We start from the raw sequence: 17,178 nt of genomic DNA, 5'->3' as shown, positions 1-17,178 counted from the left end.
GGGCGTATCTAATGGTTGGGGGAGTAGAGGGTGGGAGTGAGAGGGTATTTAGCGAACAGGGAGTCAAAGCGATGATTGACCCAAGCTAGGCGCAAACAGAGCAAATGGTCGAAGCCCGTTTCGCTCCAGCGCATCCCGGTTCCCTTAAACCGTTGAACGATAAGCCATTTGCAAGCACTTTCCACCATGCCAGAGCCAATCGGCAATCCCAGCTTTTTGAAGTTTCGATATTGCAGATGCTTGACATGCGTTTTGAGATAGCTTCGTACCTGCTGCAAGGTCAGTTTAGCGGACATCATCAAACGGTACCTGCAAGTGTTTAGCCGTGTCGGCAAACAAATCATCGTCTACATTCGAGAGAATTACTAGCTTGTATTTCTGCTTCAGCGCTTTCAATGCATCAACCGTATCCGAGAACGGCAGCCACTGCTGGATCGAATTGGGCAACGCGCTTTTTTCGGCCTCCGAGGGCGAGAAGCCAAACCGCTCGCCAAATTTTTGTACCACCTGCTCCAAGACCTGCCGGTAGGGTTTGTACTCTCCTTGCTCCAGCTCGGCTTCAAATTCAGCAAACAGATCTAAAATCGCATCATCGTCTAATTCAACTCCATGCTGAGCAAGCAGTGGCTTCAATGCGCCCAACATGCCAGTTTCCCAATCTACCAGTGTGCCATAGCAATCAAACGTCAGAGCTTCATAACGTTCAAAGTCGAGCATTTCTTATCTCCTCTAGTTCTGATTCACTGAAGTAACGAATCTATTTCAGGATTATCAACTCAGGTTGATTTTTGACTTTCTAGTTTTTGTAAATGCTCAATCAATAGTGGGCCATCAATACTATGTTCCTTAGCAATTTGCTCGGCCAAATCAGCATCACCTGACGTAATGGCTTGAACGAGCCGTTGATGCTCCTCAGCAATTTCATCCAGATTGAGATGCAGCGCATTAGAAGAGATGATATACAGGCGAATTTGCTGTTCCACAAACTTGTACTGCTGTTGCAAGCGCCGATGTCCAGAGCACTGAATAATTGTTTGGTGCAGCGCAAAATCTGCGTCGGCCACTTCGCTCCAGCTTCCTTGTTTGGCTGACTGCATGATTTGCTGCAAGGCCGCTTCCAACAGTTCTATCTGAGTAGGTGTGATTGCCTCTGCGGCCAATCGAGCTGCCAAACTTTCTAGCGCTTGCCGCAGCGTGTACAACTCCCAGGCATCCTGAGAACTCAAGCCACAAACCGTGCAGCCGCGATAGGGATACTGCACGACCAATCCCTCATAGGTCAATTGTTGCAGGGCAGAACGAATTGTGCCCCGACTCAAATTGAGTTGCTCTGATAGCTCAATCTCCAGCAACCGCGAGCCGGGGGGAAAGCGGCCCGACAGAATTTGCTCCCGCAATACATCAGCAGCCTGAACATCTAAACTACGGGGATTAATCGGACTAGAAGCTGGTTTTCTCATGAATTAATCACAAACATTTGCGGCCTACAGCGTTCACAAATTGGTTGTGAACAGGGGCGTGGGGGCAGCGCCCCCACGCAGGGGTTCCACCCCTGCACCCCGTTCAGATCCTACAAAGGACTACTGTAATCATTACACGACGGAGTCACGACAGAATTACTCCCGGTAGGACGGATCTTCACGGTCGAGCATTCGCAACAGAGCGTTCCATTGAAGCTGGCCGAGATTATCAAACTCTTGCTGAACAGCCGATTTTTCACAGATATCAACGGGTGGGTAAATCAGTTTACTGCCTGTTGACTGGGCTAAGATCTGAGTTTCGCAAGCTTTCTCCATATAGTAGGCTCGATAAAACGCTTCCGCAACGGTACGTCCTACGGTTAATAATCCATGATTGCGCATCAGCATCACTTTGCGATTACCCAAATCGGTCTTCAGACGTTCTCGTTCTTCTAACTCCAACGATACTCCTTCATAATCGTGATAAGCTACCCGATCATAAAACTGGAGCGCTATCTGAGAAATAGGCAGCAGTCCGCATTCCAACGCTGAAACAGCCATCGCATAGGGGGAATGGGTATGCAGCACACAAACCGCATCGGCTTGCGCCGCATATACTGCACTGTGAATCACAAACCCGGCAGGGTTCACAGACTGATTACCTGGATCAACCCGGTTTCCTTGCAAATCAATTCTTACCAAGCTTGAGGCAGTAATCTCGTGAAACAGCAGCCCATAAGGATTGAGCAAAAAATGCCCCTCGGTTCCGGGCAAGCGCACCGAAATGTGGGTATCCACCAGATCCGACATGCCGAATTTATCAACTAACCGATAGGCCGCAGCCAGCTGCATCCGCAAAGACTGTTCATCGGGCGTTGATTCTTTCGGCAAAGACGGCAAAGCTAATTCTAGTTTCTGGCTCATGACTGCCACCTGCTCTCTACTGCTAAAACTCTATGGGCAATTTTGTAGATTGTCAACAATCGACAGGTAAACTTTTGTCATGCATTTGTCATGTATCTCTTATGCACATTGTTCTGGTAAACAGCTTTGTGGATCACGCCAGCGGCCTGCCAGTGGCGACAGGCGACGCCCTATTGCTATCGCTCAGGTCACGGCTCCAAGGGGACTACCGCAACCTAGTAGTGCTTGCTAGTTCTGCAATTCTGCCTTCTCCAGCAATGGCTTCGGTACCGGGACCAATCACGATGTTGATATTGTCCTGAATATAGGGATTACCCGCTTTGCCAATCGCATGAATTTTACCATCCTTAATGCCAACATCCGCTTTGACAATGCCCCACCAGTCAAGAATCAGCGCGTTGGTGATTACCGCATCTACCGCACTTTCGGCATTACTGATGGGAGATTGCCCCATGCCGTCCCGAATTACCTTACCGCCACCAAACTTGACCTCATCGCCATAGGTGGTATAGTCCTGCTCGACTTCAATAATCAAATTTGTATCGGCAAGACGCACCCGATCACCCACCGTTGGCCCAAAGGTTTCGACGTAGGCGCGACGGTTCATCCGGTAACTCATAGCAATTTCCTTACTTGCAGATCAATTCTCTGAGCAACGGTAACACAGAGTTAGGTCTGAAAAGGTAGCATTTGAGCAAAGTTTAATATTACGCCTAATGTGAATTAGACAAAGAGAGGAGAGAAGAATCGAAGTACTTTTGCATCGCTCCAAGCGAATGTTTGGGGAGTGATCGCAAATCCGCACAAAGATTTAATTTGCCTCCAACCATAGTCCAATCTTGTACTCAGATCTCTCAACACCTTGAATAGGGCTTAGTCGAACAAAGTATTACCCAGAATAGGTTGCAACTCGAATAGATTGCAACTCCCTGTCCTCAGTACGGGACAAAACTTGCAAAAGAAGACAGGGCAGGGTTTCATGAGAATTACCACATCCTAAACATGAAACCCCATGCATCAGGTTACAGCGTCATGTCCCAATACCAAGCGGAGTATCGTGGAGTTGTCCAATACTACCGCATGGCATATAACCTCCACACACTGGGAACGCTTCGACGACTCACGGAATTACCGCCGGTAAAAACCCTGGCAAACAAGTTCAAAACTTCATGCCAGAACGCGACAAGACTCGCCATGAGCGAAAAACGATTGATTCTTCTAAGAAGCTGGTGACAGGATTCGAACCTGCGACCGGCTGATTACAAATCAGCTGCTCTACCAACTGAGCTACACCAGCAGAGGCTGTACGGCACTCAATGTACAGTAAACCTATCGAAGTTTAAGGATTTCCAGTACCTTTGCAGTACAGTTTCAAATTGTAACCTACAACCGATTGTACTTACAAGAGTCTCAAGCAAACCCCAGCAATTCTCAGTATGGAAATTCAACTGGTGATTAGGCGGGATTTCCAGTCTAAACCCTCATGCATAAAGGTGAGCAGCTGATTGTTGAAGTCCAGGTAACGGGTAAAGCAGCTATGGCGTTGGCTTCAGCACACCATTGGCATCGCGCCGCAGGGGATGAGGCTGTTTCGGCAGAGGTGCGCCCGGTGCTTCCAAGACAGAGACGCCGTACTGCCAGTCAGGCGGGCAAATTGCGATATAGCGAGCGTAGCCGCCGGTCCCGCCCTCCGGTTTGGCAAAACCAATCGACACTAGTGCACCTGCTTCTGGAACTTGATCCAGATTAGCCACGCCTTCGGCTTGGGTGTAGTGATTGTGCAGCAGCCAAGCTTCGCCTTCCAGAGTGGGCGTGGTGTCTGTATCGAGCGGCTCGTGGCCGTGAAACAAAATCTGGCGTTCCAGGTGCAAAAATTGCAGCGCATCTAGCTTTACGCCCGGAAATGGTTTTTGGTTGAATCGAGCGGTTTCCGTGAACCACTTTTTGTACCAATCTGAGCGGATCATGACCACAGCACCCTCTGGAATCGTGCCATGTTTCGCTTCCCAGGCTTTGATGTCGTCAACCGTGGCGTGGTAGCCCGGATCTTGCGCGACTTTTTCGTGAATGTCGATCACGACAAGCGGCCTGACTGCAAAGGTCGCAGGCAAATCGCTGATCGTCGCGCCGTATTCCTCCCAGTGGGCTGGTGGGTCAAGTTGGGTACCGTACTGGTCTGTAGGCAGCTCGTAGGCTGTGGCAATGAAGCCGTGGGTACCGTAAGTATACTCTTCGCCGACTTTGACATAATTTGGAATGTCGGCTCCGGCCACTGCGGGCTTAAAGGTCGCTTTGCTAAAACCTTGCCAGACGGGAATTGTAGGACTAAACGCATGGGTCAGGTCTACGTATTTGGCCGACTTCAAGCTCATTTCATAAACTTGCCAAAGAGCATTACTTTGACTTTTAACCGGATGCACTGTAAACGTAAGCAGGAATGTTAGCGCAGCAATGGCAGCAGCAATGGGCACAAACCAGCGTCTGGACATGGGCGAAATCCCTGATTCATGGGTTGATAATGGATTGAGGAATTATCTAACAGATTTTCAGCCCACTGTTCTGTTTTTAATGATTCGTTTCAGAGTTGGCGAGCAGCTTTGCCAGGAGCTGGTTTGGAAGCGGCGAGCATCGGCATGTTCGGTGCCAATCTTGAAGCCTTGATTGATGAACTGATGTACTTTTTCGATCACATCAGGGCTGAGCTGCGAGGAACCACTGTAGCTGCCGCCGTAGGAGGGTTGGGAGCTGGGAGCGCTGTAGCTGGAGGAACCATAGCTAGAGGAGCTATAGCTAGCCGGATCTGCCTTGGGTGCGGTTGCTCCTCGCATTCCCGAACCGTCTGGACGCTGCACAATTACTTCTGAAACACGCCGTTTGGCTCTAGGATCAATGCCAAAAACGCGGACATATTCGCCGCTATGCTCAGCGACACATTGCTCTAGCGCATTCAGCACATCCGAATCACGATTGGACTGAATTGAGCCGCAGCTATGCCAGGAGCTGGTTTGGAAGCGGCGCTTGTCAGCGTATTCCACTCCAACGCTTAACCCCTGAGATAGGAGTTGGCGCACGTAATCGACTATTTCCGGAGCTAGACGAGTGTTTTGCATAGAACTAGAAGTAGAACTAGAAGGACTAGAAGGATCGGAAAGACGAGCGGAGGACTCAGCCGCCGGATCGCCGTGGAAGCTTCGCTCTAACTGCTGGCGAATGGGCATGATGCGGCTGATCTGATCGGCACTGTGATATCCAGCTTGCATCGCGTCGTTGAGACCCACCATATAGGCGGCAAAGCGTCGGTCATTGTCCTGCACATCGGGCAAGCGGTCTGCTTGTTGCTGAGAGGTGATCACGGCACCCGAAGGTACAAACTTACCCGGTGGAACCGCCACATCCTGGATCAGGGCATGCATCATCACAATGCAACCATCGCCAACCCGGGCATTAAATACCGTTGAGCGAAAGCCAATAAAACAGTTGTTACCTACATAGGCAGGACCGTGGATCAGCACCATGTGGGTGAGGCAGGTATCTTCGCCAACCCAGACCGAATAGTGCTTTTGGTCATCTCCAACGACCCGGCCCTGTTCCAAGCCATGAATGACAACCCCATCCTGGATCTTGCTACCGGCTCCAATGTAAAAAGGACTCCCTTCATCTGCCCGAATGGAAGTCCCCGGAGCAATTAAAACGTTTGCACCTACCTTGACATCCCCAATCAGATTCGAGAAGGAATGTACATGGGCAGTCTCATCAATCTGAGGTTGAGCCAGACTCTTCGACCCAGGCGTCGGAGCAGCAGCACCACGGACTACCATATCAGTTCTCTCTTGCCTTAAACAGCAGCGAAGCCAGCCGTTGACATGTAATCAACACACCGGAAATCAACACCGAACGCTCAAACCATGTTTGTACATGAGTGCTTGTACAGGGGTATCAGTGCAAGATACCGCCCATCAAACCCAAATTATTCCAAATTATTACTGCCAATTTCGCCAATTACCCCCTGCCAACCGTAATGACCAAGCGGTCAAAATCGCGAGGAAAGCGTCACCTAATTATGCAGCCAATCAACACCATAAACCTTAACCCTAGACTCACCTCGGAAGCAGTTCTAAGTTCCAAATTTTGAGCACGAATCAACACAGTGAATTCAAAACTCAAAACTCAGAACTCAAAACTTTACCTACCGGTCTTGGTCCCGCTTACTGTAGAGCCGTCGATTCTCAACACTTACCGTATCAATAATGCCGACAACCAGCGCATCAATTGGGCGAGTCTCGCCTCCTTGAATTTGACGGGCAGCACTGCCACGGCTGACCAAAACCCACTCATCAATTCCAGCCCCCACACTATCGGCAGCGACTTCGTAAGCGGGTAACAACTGGCCTTCCGAATCGAGGAACTGCACCAGCAGAAACTTGACTCCCGTGAGACTAGATTCCTTTTGCGTGCTGACAACGGTGCCACAAACCTTAGCAATTTGCATTAGCGTTGGGCCAGCGCTTAGGAGCGGCTAATCGGACGAATACCGCTGACGCTCTCCCGGAACGCTTCCACCGCCTCGGTGTACCGAATCGGCAGTACATACTCCAGGTTCTCATGGGGACGGGCAATGATGTGAGTAGACAGCACCTGTCCGCCATTCACACGCTTAACGTTGTCGATACCAGCCGCAACCGATGCCTGCACTTCCGAGACATCGCCCCGGACAATCACCGTAACGCGACCGCTACCAATTTTCTCGTAGCCCACCAACGTCACCCGCGCCGCCTTCACCATCGCATCTGCCGCTTCCACCACAGCGGGAAATCCCCGCGTCTCAATCATTCCTACAGCAATCGGCATCGTTTATCTCCAACAAGAGAGGATGAGTAACCTGCAAAACCTGAAAACTTCGACGGAAACGCCGATCTTGATTTTCAGAACTTGCCAAACCATATACTCCTGCACCCCATTGCGACGGTACGCTTGTTTTTTGGCATGCAGGTCAATCGCTGCACTGCTAGCGGCAATTTCCACAATCAGTTCTGGTGCCCCTTCGATATAGTCATCGTCACTCAATCGGGCTTGTCCTCCGACTGCTGGGTCGATCAGCAAAACAGCATCAGGCTGTGGTTCGTTATCTAGGTCAAGCCGCACGGTTGGATTGTCGCCCAATACCACGCCAGGAGTCGCCGTTGCGTAGGTAAATAACCAGCCAATCATCCAGCCATGAGGTTGACTGTGGCTTCTAAACCTTAACGCGGCAGGCATGTAGACAATTCCTTCAATTAATTCGGCTTTTTTGAGGTTGGGCATTGCAGTATAGCGTCGCTCGAATTCATAGCGGTTCAACCGATCACCGTTTTCTAGCGGAGGAATGGTCAAGCGTTGGGCCGGGGTTTTAATCATGACAGGCTGAGAATAGACCTATGCTCATTCTATTGAATCGCTTGGTGTTTGAAGCAACGGCAATCTGGGTGCATCGTTATATCGGCAGTTATGATGGATGTGTCGTCTGTCTCTGCTGGCAGTATGGATGAGTTGGGCAGTGAGTTTCGAGCATATTTAGCAGCAGTTTGTAACGATCGGTCTGTGCAGCAGCAATGCAGAAGCTATGCCCACCGATGTGCTGGATCGAGGACAGGCAGCAAGGCAGAGCCAATGACAGGTTCCAGAGGATTTTGATTTTTTCGAGCAGTTTGCAGATTTCGATCTGAACCTGAACGTTCAAACGGCACATTGTCGCTTCTACAACTACGAGATCGAGCAAATGGCTTTACCAAAGGATTCTGCCAAGGATTGTGCTGCTTCCGTAACCAACATCTATGGCGGTCAGTTTGGCGATGTTGTTGCTGGAGATAAAAGTGTGAACGTAAGGGGAGATTATATTGAGAGCCAAGAGAATACGATTGATCCACTGTTAGATTGAAGTTTACACGTTCTGCTTGTATAGTTGATTTAGATACAACGTACGCAAATGCCTACGGTTCTTCAGGTTGGACCCTATAGTTTTATCTTCTTTAGCTCAGATCGGGGCGAACCTGCTCACATCCACGTTAAGCACGATCGACAAATAGCTAAATTCTGGCTCGATCCGATTGCTCTAGCTAAGAATCGTGGCTTCAAAGATCACGAACTCAATGAAATCGCCCGACTGGTGGAGGAACATAAATCAATATTATTGGAGGCTTGGCATGACTACTTTGGTACTTGAAACAGAACCCCTTGCCACAAGCGTGACAGTCACAGATGAAAAACTGATTGTAGACTTAATCGACGGTCGCAGTTTGGCAACTCCTCTATTCTGGTATCCACGACTAACCCACGCCTCGCCGCAGGAACGCCAAAACTGGCAGTTGCTTGGAGATGGCTATGCAATCGAGTGGCCAGATTTAGACGAACATATCGGCGTTGAAGGACTATTAGCAGGTCGGCAAAGCGGCGAAAGTCAGCAATCGTTGCAGCGATGGTTAGCCACAAGAGCGAGCTAGTAAAATCGATGCAGAAAACCGATACCACACCATCCCCCGCACCCAACCCGGCTAGCCCTAACTGGAGCTTTGCCGAAGTTTGGATCGATCCAATGCTTTCGCCCCCTTACGTTTTGCTCCTGCTCAACGAACCATCCGGCAATTGCTCAATCTACGATCCGGCTGAGGAATATCAAATTATTTACACCAGCGCCAGCTACGATGAAGCTCAGAATTGGTTGCTAGAAGATGAGTATGAGCCAATCACAGGGCGGTTTTCATCAACAGAGTTGTAACATTCTCGTTTTCCTAGCCGCACACCTCAAGTTAATCCAGCGGCATCCGCGAAGGTTCAAGCCTGAATCTTTGACAATCAAACGCGATGGGTTGAACTTGGCAATCGTGACTCCACCATTCAACCGTGATGGGTTGAAGTGCAACCGTGACTCTCAGAGATTGAAAGGCGATGCTTCCAGCTACAACTCCGAACTGCTGAAGTTCAAGCCTGATTCTCCAAGATACATGCCGCATCCTCAGCCCATCGACCGCCTAACTCGCCTGTTTAAGCGGCGTATTAGCAGGTTCAGCGGCAGACTTCGCAGGTTTAGTTTTGATCGCTTTGAATAAACTGCCAAGCTGTTCGGCAATTGCTTTTAAGCCCGGAGTCTTTTTGGCGGCGGTTTTCACGTAGTCATAGACCGTGAGGCTGCTGCTCATCGCTTCACTGCTAACGGCCATCAGTGTATCATCCACCTGTTCGGTGAGTTGGCGTAACAGCATCAGCAATTCACTCAGGTTGCTAGCGAGGCGATAGTCCCGGCACTATACAACGACCCAGACCCGCTCGTCTTCGCTCAAGTTAGCCAAATGATGGCAGAATTGGGACTTGAACCACCTCCTAACCCAAAACCTCGCCCTCAGGCCACACAACGAATTCTTGCCAATTTCGATTCTGACTTAGAGCTGATTTAAAGTCCTCTCCTTGCTATGCTCACTAGCGTTCAGCGGCTATTGTTGATTCAAAAAGTGCCCATCTTCGAAGAACTGCGCGACGATTTTCTAGTGCGATTGGCCGCCACCATGGAAGAATTATCGTTTCCAGCAAAACATACGATTGTGAAACAGGGAGACGAAGGTCGCTCGCTCTATATTCTGGCCTCGGGACAAGTCCGGGTTCACATCGGCGACCGCGAGCTGGTAAAACTGAAGAAAGAAGACTGTTTTGGCGAAATGGCTGTTTTGGATGCCGAGCCCCGTTCTGCTTCCGTAACATCCCTAGATCCCTGTGAATGCTTGATGCTGACCCAACAGCAACTCTATGAGGCAATAGAAGAAACTCCTGGTGTCGCTGTCAACATTATTCGGTTGCTGTCACGGCGGATTCGAGAGCTGAACCAGCAAATTAATGCGCTAGAGTCAAGTGGTCAGGGGCGATCGCTGATCTGACGGGAGCAGTGGATAGGCATAGGAGTAAGTAGATGGGTAGATGGATAGCTTTTTACTTTCTAATGTGAAAGTGCTTTGGTTGAACTGCCCTAGTTAGTAAAAGTCGGTTGTAAAGCAAGGAGTATGCTGTGCGTGAACGAATTACCCCCGGTCCTGGGCAGGAATCGGTATGGGATTATCCGCGGCCGCCTCGGTTAGAAGATTCCTCGAAGCATATTCAGGTAGTGTTCAACGAGGTAATTATTGCCGATACGCGACGAGCCAAACGAGTCCTGGAAACGAGCCATCCGCCGTCGTACTACATCCCACCGGACGATATTCGCCTGGAGTATTTTCATCGCACTACCCGCTCAACGTTTTGTGAATGGAAGGGCCAGGCCGCCTACTACACCATCCAGATTGGCGATCAGCAGGCCGAGAATGCTGCTTGGTTTTATCCCAACCCGACGCCAGATTTTATCGGCATCAAAAACTATGTTGCGGTTTATCCCAGCCGTATGCAAGCTTGCTATGTAAATGGGGAACTCGTACAGTCCCAACCTGGAGACTTCTATGGCGGTTGGATTACCAGCGACATTGTAGGACCGTTTAAGGGTGGTGCTGGAACCTGGGGATGGTGATGGCAAAAGTGAGTGGATTAATTGATATCAAATTGGATTAATACGGTTCGCGTAGCCAATCTAGATCTGATTTCGATCTAGATTCAAGGCTACGTCAATGGGATATATACGGATGCAATTGCCATACCAAATGCAGTTGTTACATTAGTGCTTTCATGTAACTTGTAATCAACTTTGATTATTCCGAGAAAACTACCAGCGTAATCGTACGGTTTTGCATCTTCTATCTTTGCATCAATTCACAATAAGCAAATATTAGAATGTTTACGTATTTAACCGCTTGCCGTTAGATAGAAGTAGTGGTATGTAAGCTTTTCAGGCATAAGCAAAGACAATTTACAAAAAAAATTGATCGCGTCAATTTTTTTCCGGACCGCTCAGCAGCTAGGTAGAACAATAAGTTGGTGGCTGTCGATACATTTCCGGCTGCATATACCAAAATCAAAAATCATCTCATAACTAGCTACCCAGCGAGTACGATTCTTTGACCAAGTGTTGTCGATTCATCCTTGGTTAAAGAGTCTCTCCTGATGTTGTTGAGGTAATTCGCTCGTTTGCATCTTTGTAGATGTAAAACCACTTGTTCTGAACATTAGCAGGTAGATAAAGGAGAATCTTTTATGCCTACAGGTAGAACTATCATCGGTACAATTGGCAATGATACCTTGATAGGAACTCAATTCGATGATGTAATCATTGGCAACGGGGGAAATGATGTCATTCGTGATCTGAACGGTGGCAATAACTCGATTGAGGCTGGAGATGGCAACGACTCGATTTCAACCGGCCTAGGCAACGACACGATTCGCGCTGGTGCAGGAAATGATGTCATTAACGACCAAGGTGGCAACAACAACATCGACGGTGGCGATGGCAACGACCGGATCACGACTGGTGCTGGTAACGATGTGATCAATGGTGGTCTTGGAGATGACATTATCAATGCCGGTAATGGTCTCAACGACATTAGTGGCGGCGACGGCAACGACCGGATTACGACGGGCAATGGCAACGACTTGATTCGCGGTGGTTTAGGCGATGACGGAATTGCCAGCGGTGCTGGTAACGACCGGGTGTTCGGTGGTGATGGCCAAGATTTGTCTGCTCCTGCGCATGGGACCCCATCGGATTCTGCTAGATTGTGGCTTAGAAAATATTGCACCTCTCTTGGCTGAGCGGGATGCACCCTTGCCGGCTGATTTAGTCTTGTGTACCCATGCCCACCCAGATCACGCAAAGGGCCTGCTGTCGCTTCATTATGCCTTTCCTCAATTGCCAATCTATGCCAGCGAGGTTACGACTGAACTGCTGCCGCTCAACTGGCCCAAGGAAGCTAAAGTCCCCCAGTTTTGCCAAGCGTTGCCCTGGCGTTCACCGGTGGAATTTCGAGAGGGTCTTAGTGCTGAGCTGATTCCGGCCGGTCATCTACCAGGGGCTGCGGCCCTGCTCCTAACCTACACCACCAAAAAACGCGCCTATACCGTGTTCTACACAGGTGATTTTCTGCTGTCCAATTCTCGATTGGTGGATGGGCTGCCACTGGAAGACCTACGGGGTTTGAAACCCGATGTGCTGATTGTAGAAGGCAGCTATGGTACGGCTCGCTTCTCTCACCGCCGCCAGCAGGAAAATCTGCTCGCCGAGCGCATCTACCGCGCCATTGCTGAGGGGCAATCGGTGCTGCTACCCACGCCGACCCTAGGGCTGGGGCAGGAGCTGTTAATGTTGCTACGCAGCCATCACCATTTCACCGGACGAGATTTGGACATCTGGGTAGATGGGACAGTTGCCTCGGGGTGTGACATCTACCTTTCGATGCTGTCCCATTTTCCTAGCGCGGTGCAGAATTTTGCTCGCCACCAGCCATTGTTTTGGGATGAACGAATTCGCCCCCGAGTCCGGCGATTCGCTAGTCTCACACCTGCTGAGGTCTCTAGCCAGTTGGGTAATTCTGCCTCAATTGTGCTTACGAACCAAGATGCGGACCTCAGCCAATACTGTTGTTCTGATACCACGTCGTGGCTTTTATTGCTACCGCAGCAACCTGGTCGATTAGGTTCTGTCGAACGAGCGGTGATGCAGATGCTAGAGTCTACGCCAGCGCTGCAAGCCCAAATTCAGGCAGGACGCTTTACGGTTGAAAATTACCTGCTCAGCGACCACTGCGATGGCGCTGGCACAACCCAACTGATTCACAACCTGCGTCCGCAACATGTGGTATTTATCCACGGCTCTTCGGCTTATTTGAATGACCTCACCAGCCTAGAGGAACTGCAAAATCGCTACCATCTGCATACTCCCTCGCTGGGAGCACAGGTCGCCTTACCAATTGGGGAAACCTTCCTTCAGCCCGCTGCCCCCGAAGCTCGCTATGAAGGCGAAATTATTGAAATGGATACGGCAGTACTGATTAGCTTGCCAAATGCGATTGTGACCGATCCACGCTGGCAGGAGATTGCAGATACGGGTCTAGTAGAAGCCCGCTGGCAAGGTGAAGAGCTAGTGTTACGCGGCATCAGCCAACGCGAACTGCTGAGCCAAAGTGCCGAAGCACCCATGCCCACCAATGTAGAATGCTGCCAAAATTGCATCCACTGTCGGGGTCAACGCTGCTGGAATCAAGCCTCGCCGATGTTTGGGTTTAGAGTCAGTCTAGATGGCTACTGTCCAGTATTTGAAGGCATTCCCAACAGCGAAAACTAGGCGAACCTCCGCTTCTGATGCAGTGCCAAAGTTGGCAAAAAATTGGCAAAATTCATAAAGCTATTCACCTGATGCAGAGTACTATTCTGTAATTGATTTTCTGGATTAGATTTTCTGAATCTTCTGGATTGAACTAGGCTAGTCAAATCCAATACGGTTGATCGTTTCGGTCTAACTAAGCGAATGCAAGTCAAGCAAATAATCCGGTATTGTGCAGGCCCAAACCTCAAAATTTTTCTAACTCCCCTGCTATTCCTCCTCGTAATCGATCTATGGCGAATCTGACTGCAACTCCCAAATCTCGATTTTTTCAGCCCTTAGACCGGACAGCAATTGTGCTGATCCTAATTTTGAGTTTGTTAATTGGTGGCTTGCTGCTGAAGGGAGATCGAACTGCGGCCAAAGTGCGCTCATTTAGTTGGCAAGACCGACAGGTTGGGGCAGAAGATACCGCCTTTATTCTGGCCTTCAACCGTCCGATGGAGCACGAGAGCGTTGAGCAAAATCTCCAGATCAATCCACCGCTGCCAGGAAAAATTAGCTGGGCTGGACGCCGCATGGCCTATACGCTAACCGCACCGGCTCCCTACGGTAAATCCTTTGAGCTAACGCTAGATAAAGCTAGAGATCGGTTTAGCCAGGCTGACGACCCCAGGACGCAAATGCAGCCCTTTAGCGGCCAATTTCGCACTCGCGACCGGGCCTTTGTCTATCTAGGCGTGAGTGGGGAAGAAGCTGGAGAATCAGCAAAATGCCGCTAATCACGACGATGGGGCCACTGATATAGCTCGGAATTAATCGGGTAATGGTGCGGAGGAAATCCCGTGTAAATTCACTAATGTAGTAAATCGGCGTTAGGTTCGACCAAATAGCCAACCCCAGCGCCACAAACACGACACCAGCTGCACTAATCAACAGCCAGCGTTTGACTAACAATCCAGGAGCTAGCCACTTGAACCATTGATTAATCCGAGCTGGAGTCCGATAGCGCGATTCTTGCTTTAGAACTTGAAACGCCTGTTTAAGAAGACCAATTGACATAGGAGTAGGCGGAAAAGAGAGAACTACGGCCCAGCCGTGCTGCCGGGGCTAAACTCAGCGCCCTACAATCAAATAAATCATCAACGCAAAGCAATCGAACCTAAGATGGCATCCCTGAGTAACTTTAGCAACTCTTCCATAAATTGGTAATAAAGTTAGTTTGCTGATGACTGAATTTAAACCTGATCGGCAACGAATTTGACTAGACTGGCAGAACGGAATGTTAGCCAAATTTTGGATGAAGCGATTAGGGCTGGTATGGCTGAACCACTGATTGAGCTAAAAGGCGTCACCAAGGCATATGACAATCGTGTCATCTTGGATCAAATCGATTTAACGATCTATCGAGGGGACGCTCTTGCCATCATCGGTCCATCCGGTACTGGTAAGTCAACTACACTCAGAGTGATTTCTGGCCTAGAAACCCCTGATGCTGGTGAGATTTATGTGCAGGGACAGCGCCGCGAAGGCTTGGTCGAAGACAACAAAGACCCGATTGGCATCACCATGGTGTTTCAAAATACGGCCTTATTCGACTCACTTACAGTTGATGAAAATATTGGTTTCTCGCTCTATCAGCACACCCGACTGCCGCGCCGCAAAATCCGAGAATTGGTGGAGCAAAAATTAGAGATGGTGGGCTTACCCGGTATTAGCAATCTCTACCCAGCTGCCCTTTCCGGCGGTATGCGCAAGCGGGTTAGCTTTGCCCGTGCGATCATGGAAAATCCGGAAAATCCGGCTAGCAATCCGGAAGTGATCCTATACGACGAACCCACTGCCGGCCTGGATCCAATTGCCTCAACCGTGATTGAAGATCTAATTTGCTCCCTTCACTGTCAAGGTGGCTGCAGTACCTACGTGATTGTGACGCACCAGGACAGTACCATTCGGCGGACTGCACAGCGAGTTGTCTTTATCTATCATGGGAAGATCCAGTGGGAAGGAACGGTTGATCAGATCGATACCACCGATCACCCAATGGTGCGACAATTCTTTAGCGGTCAAACCGAAGGTCCAATTCAAGTTGCTGGATGACTTGCCCTAAGCTGGTGCGCATCAGCTGATCAACCTGGGTAAACCGTCGTCTCAATCCGCAAACCCTGTGAGGAAGCGTCATGCGAGCGAGAACCATTCGCGAAGGCTCTGTTGGTCTACTAATTTTGTTAGGCTTGGTTGTTTTTGGCGGTCTCTTCCTGTGGTTGCGAGGTTTTAGCCCCGGCAGACGCAGCTATCAGGCGACGATCCGCTTTCCCAATGCTGAAGGAATGCAGGTCGGTGCTCCTGTACGCTACCGCGGAGTAGTAACTGGCAAAATTTCTGCAATTCGCGTCAGCGCCAACTATGCCGAAGTAGATATCCGGGTTCAGCCAGCTACCGTCATTATTCCTCGCAATGTCACAATCGAAGCCAAACAGTCGGGCTTGGTGGGTGAAACCTTTATTGACATCACACCCAATGCCCAACTCGCAGATGCTTCCGCCACTGGCAATCCCCTTTCCAGGGACTGTAACGAGCAGCTGATTATCTGCGACGGCAGCTATCTACAGGGTACCAACAGCGTGACGCTAACGGAACTGATTGGCTCGGTGATTCGCTTCACCAACCTGTTTTCCAGTCCAGAATTTTTCGGCAATGTCCAAACCCTGACCAGGAACTTTGCTGCCGCTGCCGAAGGAGTCGATACCCTGGCTGGAGAAGTGACCGTGCTGTCGAAAACGGTGCGTAGTGAACTAGGAACCTTATCCAATTCGGCCCAACGCTCTGCCGATTCGGTGGGTCAAGCAGCTCAGCAAATCGGGACAACGGCCGGACAGTTCGGCTTCACCGCGCAGGAGCTACAGGGCCTAATTGCCGAGAATCGCACCTCCTTGGTCAGTACGTTAGACAGCCTCAATCAAACCGTAGGCAGCGTGCAATCGATCGTGAGCGCCCTCGCCCCTACTATTGAAGAGGGCGAATTTCTTGCCAATTTAGAAACCCTCTCGGCCAATGCGGCTGAAGCATCAGCTAACCTGCGCAATTTGTCTGAAGCGGTGGGAACGCATTCGCGCCCTCGCCGGCAAGTAAAACATGCTCGGTTTTCTCCATTACTGATCGAGCAAGCTTGACCGGATTTCTGATATTGCGAACAAAGGCCACAGCTCCTGCCTTTAACGAACGCCCATCCATTATCGCCGCATCCATTTCATTCTTCCCCTCAGATGTGAATACCGAACCGCGACCGGCGTTAAACAACGGAAAATCCTCAAGCGAGACTACGGCCGCCTCCACAGCATCCAAGGCCGACCCATCCGCTTCCAGGATCCTCCATCCAGCTTGGAGAGCAGCTTCCAGGCCACTCCTATATTCGCGTTCAAGCTCCGGCGTCATTTGTGATCTAAGTATCGTTCCAGCCCCGCCATGGACCGCTAGTGCTAACTTGCTCATCAGTTTGAATTTAACATAGCCGATCCGATACACGGAATTGATGAGTGACAGGAACAGAAATGAACTGTTGTGGGATCTATCGTGAGGAAAGGTTGTTGC

At 50.0% G+C, this 17,178-nt stretch carries 22 protein-coding genes, 1 tRNA gene and 2 pseudogenes; 12 read left to right on the top strand and 13 right to left on the bottom strand.

The annotated features are described in order from the left end of the window. Window positions 1-8: 8 nt before the first annotated feature. The 5 genes and pseudogenes from JVX88_RS20925 to ureC all read right to left on the bottom strand — a co-directional run. Window positions 9-281: pseudogene (locus tag JVX88_RS20925) on the bottom strand (ISKra4 family transposase); the annotation flags it as partial. Between the two features lie 4 nt (window positions 282-285). Further along, complete coding sequence (locus tag JVX88_RS20920) at window positions 286-717, bottom strand: HAD family hydrolase (RefSeq protein ID WP_211620058.1); 432 nt, start codon at window positions 715-717, stop codon at window positions 286-288. Between the two features lie 59 nt (window positions 718-776). Beyond that, the gene (locus JVX88_RS20915; protein ID WP_211620057.1) at window positions 777-1,460 is read right to left on the bottom strand and encodes a GntR family transcriptional regulator; all 684 of its coding nucleotides are present in this window, start codon (window positions 1,458-1,460) and stop codon (window positions 777-779) included. 156 nt (window positions 1,461-1,616) lie between these two features. Then, entirely contained in the window at window positions 1,617-2,384 is a 768-nt protein-coding gene (locus JVX88_RS20910; protein ID WP_211620056.1) for a class II aldolase/adducin family protein, read from the bottom strand. A gap of 238 nt (window positions 2,385-2,622) precedes the next feature. Further along, a pseudogene (gene ureC, locus JVX88_RS20905) lies at window positions 2,623-3,003 on the bottom strand (urease subunit alpha); the annotation flags it as partial. Window positions 3,004-3,416: 413 nt separating this feature from the next. Between ureC and JVX88_RS20900 the strand changes: the two are divergent. Further along, entirely contained in the window at window positions 3,417-3,617 is a 201-nt protein-coding gene (locus JVX88_RS20900; protein WP_211620055.1) for a group II intron reverse transcriptase/maturase, read from the top strand. Here the strand turns inward: JVX88_RS20900 and JVX88_RS20895 are convergent. The 6 genes from JVX88_RS20895 to JVX88_RS20870 all read right to left on the bottom strand — a co-directional run bounded on the left by JVX88_RS20895 (window position 3,609) and on the right by JVX88_RS20870 (window position 7,778). Next, window positions 3,609-3,681 (bottom strand) — tRNA-Thr (locus JVX88_RS20895). The two genes, JVX88_RS20900 and JVX88_RS20895, sit on opposite strands and share 9 nt — an antisense overlap. Window positions 3,682-3,919: 238 nt before the next feature. Next, window positions 3,920-4,873 (bottom strand): cyclase family protein, encoded by a 954-nt coding sequence (locus tag JVX88_RS20890; protein WP_211620054.1) that lies wholly within the window; start codon window positions 4,871-4,873, stop codon window positions 3,920-3,922. A 57-nt stretch (window positions 4,874-4,930) separates the two neighbouring features. Then, entirely contained in the window at window positions 4,931-6,202 is a 1,272-nt protein-coding gene (locus JVX88_RS20885; RefSeq protein ID WP_211620053.1) for a ribulose bisphosphate carboxylase small subunit, read from the bottom strand. A 368-nt stretch (window positions 6,203-6,570) separates the two neighbouring features. Beyond that, window positions 6,571-6,873, bottom strand: coding sequence for a EutN/CcmL family microcompartment protein (locus JVX88_RS20880; protein ID WP_211620052.1), 303 nt, complete (start codon window positions 6,871-6,873; stop codon window positions 6,571-6,573). A gap of 17 nt (window positions 6,874-6,890) precedes the next feature. Continuing rightward, window positions 6,891-7,232, bottom strand: coding sequence for a carbon dioxide-concentrating mechanism protein CcmK (locus tag JVX88_RS20875; protein ID WP_211620051.1), 342 nt, complete (start codon window positions 7,230-7,232; stop codon window positions 6,891-6,893). Window positions 7,233-7,235: 3 nt separating this feature from the next. Next, window positions 7,236-7,778, bottom strand: coding sequence for a Uma2 family endonuclease (locus tag JVX88_RS20870; RefSeq protein ID WP_211620050.1), 543 nt, complete (start codon window positions 7,776-7,778; stop codon window positions 7,236-7,238). A 361-nt stretch (window positions 7,779-8,139) separates the two neighbouring features. Here JVX88_RS20870 and JVX88_RS20865 point away from each other — a divergent pair, with 361 nt between their 5' ends. Genes JVX88_RS20865 through JVX88_RS20850 form a run of 4 tightly spaced genes read left to right on the top strand, consistent with a single transcriptional unit; the run spans window position 8,140 to window position 9,135 of the window. After that, window positions 8,140-8,298 carry a hypothetical protein gene (locus JVX88_RS20865; RefSeq protein ID WP_211620049.1) on the top strand — a complete coding sequence of 53 codons (159 nt, stop codon included), beginning with the start codon at window positions 8,140-8,142 and terminating at the stop codon, window positions 8,296-8,298. Between the two features lie 48 nt (window positions 8,299-8,346). Next, window positions 8,347-8,583 carry a DUF4160 domain-containing protein gene (locus JVX88_RS20860; RefSeq protein WP_211620048.1) on the top strand — a complete coding sequence of 79 codons (237 nt, stop codon included), beginning with the start codon at window positions 8,347-8,349 and terminating at the stop codon, window positions 8,581-8,583. Beyond that, complete coding sequence (locus JVX88_RS20855; protein WP_211620047.1) at window positions 8,564-8,860, top strand: DUF2442 domain-containing protein; 297 nt, start codon at window positions 8,564-8,566, stop codon at window positions 8,858-8,860. Before JVX88_RS20860 ends, JVX88_RS20855 begins: the two co-directional genes overlap by 20 nt. An 8-nt stretch (window positions 8,861-8,868) precedes the next feature. Further along, complete coding sequence (locus JVX88_RS20850; RefSeq protein WP_211620046.1) at window positions 8,869-9,135, top strand: hypothetical protein; 267 nt, start codon at window positions 8,869-8,871, stop codon at window positions 9,133-9,135. Between the two features lie 253 nt (window positions 9,136-9,388). Here JVX88_RS20850 and JVX88_RS20845 read toward each other — a convergent pair whose 3' ends face one another. Continuing rightward, window positions 9,389-9,619 carry a hypothetical protein gene (locus JVX88_RS20845; protein WP_211620045.1) on the bottom strand — a complete coding sequence of 77 codons (231 nt, stop codon included), beginning with the start codon at window positions 9,617-9,619 and terminating at the stop codon, window positions 9,389-9,391. A 207-nt stretch (window positions 9,620-9,826) separates the two neighbouring features. Between JVX88_RS20845 and JVX88_RS20840 the strand changes: the two genes are divergently transcribed. The 7 genes from JVX88_RS20840 to JVX88_RS20810 all read left to right on the top strand — a co-directional run bounded on the left by JVX88_RS20840 (window position 9,827) and on the right by JVX88_RS20810 (window position 16,760). Further along, entirely contained in the window at window positions 9,827-10,285 is a 459-nt protein-coding gene (locus JVX88_RS20840; RefSeq protein WP_211620044.1) for a cyclic nucleotide-binding domain-containing protein, read from the top strand. Window positions 10,286-10,413: 128 nt separating this feature from the next. Beyond that, window positions 10,414-10,905 (top strand): DUF427 domain-containing protein, encoded by a 492-nt coding sequence (locus JVX88_RS20835; protein WP_211620043.1) that lies wholly within the window; start codon window positions 10,414-10,416, stop codon window positions 10,903-10,905. 620 nt (window positions 10,906-11,525) lie between these two features. Next, the gene (locus tag JVX88_RS20830) at window positions 11,526-12,080 is read left to right on the top strand and encodes a calcium-binding protein (protein ID WP_211628794.1); all 555 of its coding nucleotides are present in this window, start codon (window positions 11,526-11,528) and stop codon (window positions 12,078-12,080) included. After that, entirely contained in the window at window positions 11,992-13,608 is a 1,617-nt protein-coding gene (locus JVX88_RS20825; protein WP_225931657.1) for an MBL fold metallo-hydrolase, read from the top strand. Before JVX88_RS20830 ends, JVX88_RS20825 begins: the two co-directional genes overlap by 89 nt. Before the next feature lie 272 nt (window positions 13,609-13,880). Further along, window positions 13,881-14,369 (top strand): hypothetical protein, encoded by a 489-nt coding sequence (locus JVX88_RS20820; protein WP_211620042.1) that lies wholly within the window; start codon window positions 13,881-13,883, stop codon window positions 14,367-14,369. 478 nt (window positions 14,370-14,847) lie between these two features. Next, window positions 14,848-15,687, top strand: coding sequence for an ABC transporter ATP-binding protein (locus JVX88_RS20815; protein ID WP_316431073.1), 840 nt, complete (start codon window positions 14,848-14,850; stop codon window positions 15,685-15,687). Window positions 15,688-15,767: 80 nt separating this feature from the next. Further along, on the top strand, window positions 15,768-16,760 hold the full coding sequence (locus tag JVX88_RS20810) for an MlaD family protein (RefSeq protein ID WP_211620041.1): 993 nt from the start codon (window positions 15,768-15,770) through the stop codon (window positions 16,758-16,760). On the opposite strand, the gene JVX88_RS20805 is transcribed toward JVX88_RS20810, so the two are convergent. Then, a complete protein-coding gene (locus JVX88_RS20805; protein ID WP_211620040.1) occupies window positions 16,660-17,079 on the bottom strand; it encodes an isoaspartyl peptidase/L-asparaginase in 420 nt (139 codons plus the stop codon). The two genes, JVX88_RS20810 and JVX88_RS20805, sit on opposite strands and share 101 nt — an antisense overlap. Window positions 17,080-17,178: the final 99 nt, after the last annotated feature.

The organism is Leptolyngbya sp. 7M, assembly GCF_018128485.1.
The sequence above is the reverse complement of the archived record's forward strand: the minus strand, read 5'-3'. Positions and strand labels throughout refer to the sequence as shown.

What these genes read in the sequence shown, in the direction of transcription:
- JVX88_RS20830 (WP_211628794.1), top strand. Translation starts at nt 11,526, where the DNA reads ATGCCTACAGGTAGAACTATCATCGGTACAATTGGCAATGATACCTTG.
- JVX88_RS20910 (WP_211620056.1), bottom strand. Translation starts at nt 2,384, where the DNA reads ATGAGCCAGAAACTAGAATTAGCTTTGCCGTCTTTGCCGAAAGAATCA.
- JVX88_RS20880 (WP_211620052.1), bottom strand. Translation starts at nt 6,873, where the DNA reads ATGCAAATTGCTAAGGTTTGTGGCACCGTTGTCAGCACGCAAAAGGAA.
- JVX88_RS20850 (WP_211620046.1), top strand. Translation starts at nt 8,869, where the DNA reads ATGCAGAAAACCGATACCACACCATCCCCCGCACCCAACCCGGCTAGC.
- JVX88_RS20820 (WP_211620042.1), top strand. Translation starts at nt 13,881, where the DNA reads ATGGCGAATCTGACTGCAACTCCCAAATCTCGATTTTTTCAGCCCTTA.
- JVX88_RS20845 (WP_211620045.1), bottom strand. Translation starts at nt 9,619, where the DNA reads ATGCTGTTACGCCAACTCACCGAACAGGTGGATGATACACTGATGGCC.
- JVX88_RS20810 (WP_211620041.1), top strand. Translation starts at nt 15,768, where the DNA reads ATGCGAGCGAGAACCATTCGCGAAGGCTCTGTTGGTCTACTAATTTTG.
- JVX88_RS20865 (WP_211620049.1), top strand. Translation starts at nt 8,140, where the DNA reads ATGGCTTTACCAAAGGATTCTGCCAAGGATTGTGCTGCTTCCGTAACC.
- JVX88_RS20870 (WP_211620050.1), bottom strand. Translation starts at nt 7,778, where the DNA reads ATGATTAAAACCCCGGCCCAACGCTTGACCATTCCTCCGCTAGAAAAC.
- JVX88_RS20855 (WP_211620047.1), top strand. Translation starts at nt 8,564, where the DNA reads ATGACTACTTTGGTACTTGAAACAGAACCCCTTGCCACAAGCGTGACA.
- JVX88_RS20875 (WP_211620051.1), bottom strand. Translation starts at nt 7,232, where the DNA reads ATGCCGATTGCTGTAGGAATGATTGAGACGCGGGGATTTCCCGCTGTG.
- JVX88_RS20825 (WP_225931657.1), top strand. Translation starts at nt 11,992, where the DNA reads ATGGCCAAGATTTGTCTGCTCCTGCGCATGGGACCCCATCGGATTCTG.
- JVX88_RS20860 (WP_211620048.1), top strand. Translation starts at nt 8,347, where the DNA reads ATGCCTACGGTTCTTCAGGTTGGACCCTATAGTTTTATCTTCTTTAGC.
- JVX88_RS20885 (WP_211620053.1), bottom strand. Translation starts at nt 6,202, where the DNA reads ATGGTAGTCCGTGGTGCTGCTGCTCCGACGCCTGGGTCGAAGAGTCTG.
- JVX88_RS20920 (WP_211620058.1), bottom strand. Translation starts at nt 717, where the DNA reads ATGCTCGACTTTGAACGTTATGAAGCTCTGACGTTTGATTGCTATGGC.
- JVX88_RS20890 (WP_211620054.1), bottom strand. Translation starts at nt 4,873, where the DNA reads ATGTCCAGACGCTGGTTTGTGCCCATTGCTGCTGCCATTGCTGCGCTA.
- JVX88_RS20840 (WP_211620044.1), top strand. Translation starts at nt 9,827, where the DNA reads ATGCTCACTAGCGTTCAGCGGCTATTGTTGATTCAAAAAGTGCCCATC.
- JVX88_RS20915 (WP_211620057.1), bottom strand. Translation starts at nt 1,460, where the DNA reads ATGAGAAAACCAGCTTCTAGTCCGATTAATCCCCGTAGTTTAGATGTT.
- JVX88_RS20900 (WP_211620055.1), top strand. Translation starts at nt 3,417, where the DNA reads ATGTCCCAATACCAAGCGGAGTATCGTGGAGTTGTCCAATACTACCGC.
- JVX88_RS20805 (WP_211620040.1), bottom strand. Translation starts at nt 17,079, where the DNA reads ATGAGCAAGTTAGCACTAGCGGTCCATGGCGGGGCTGGAACGATACTT.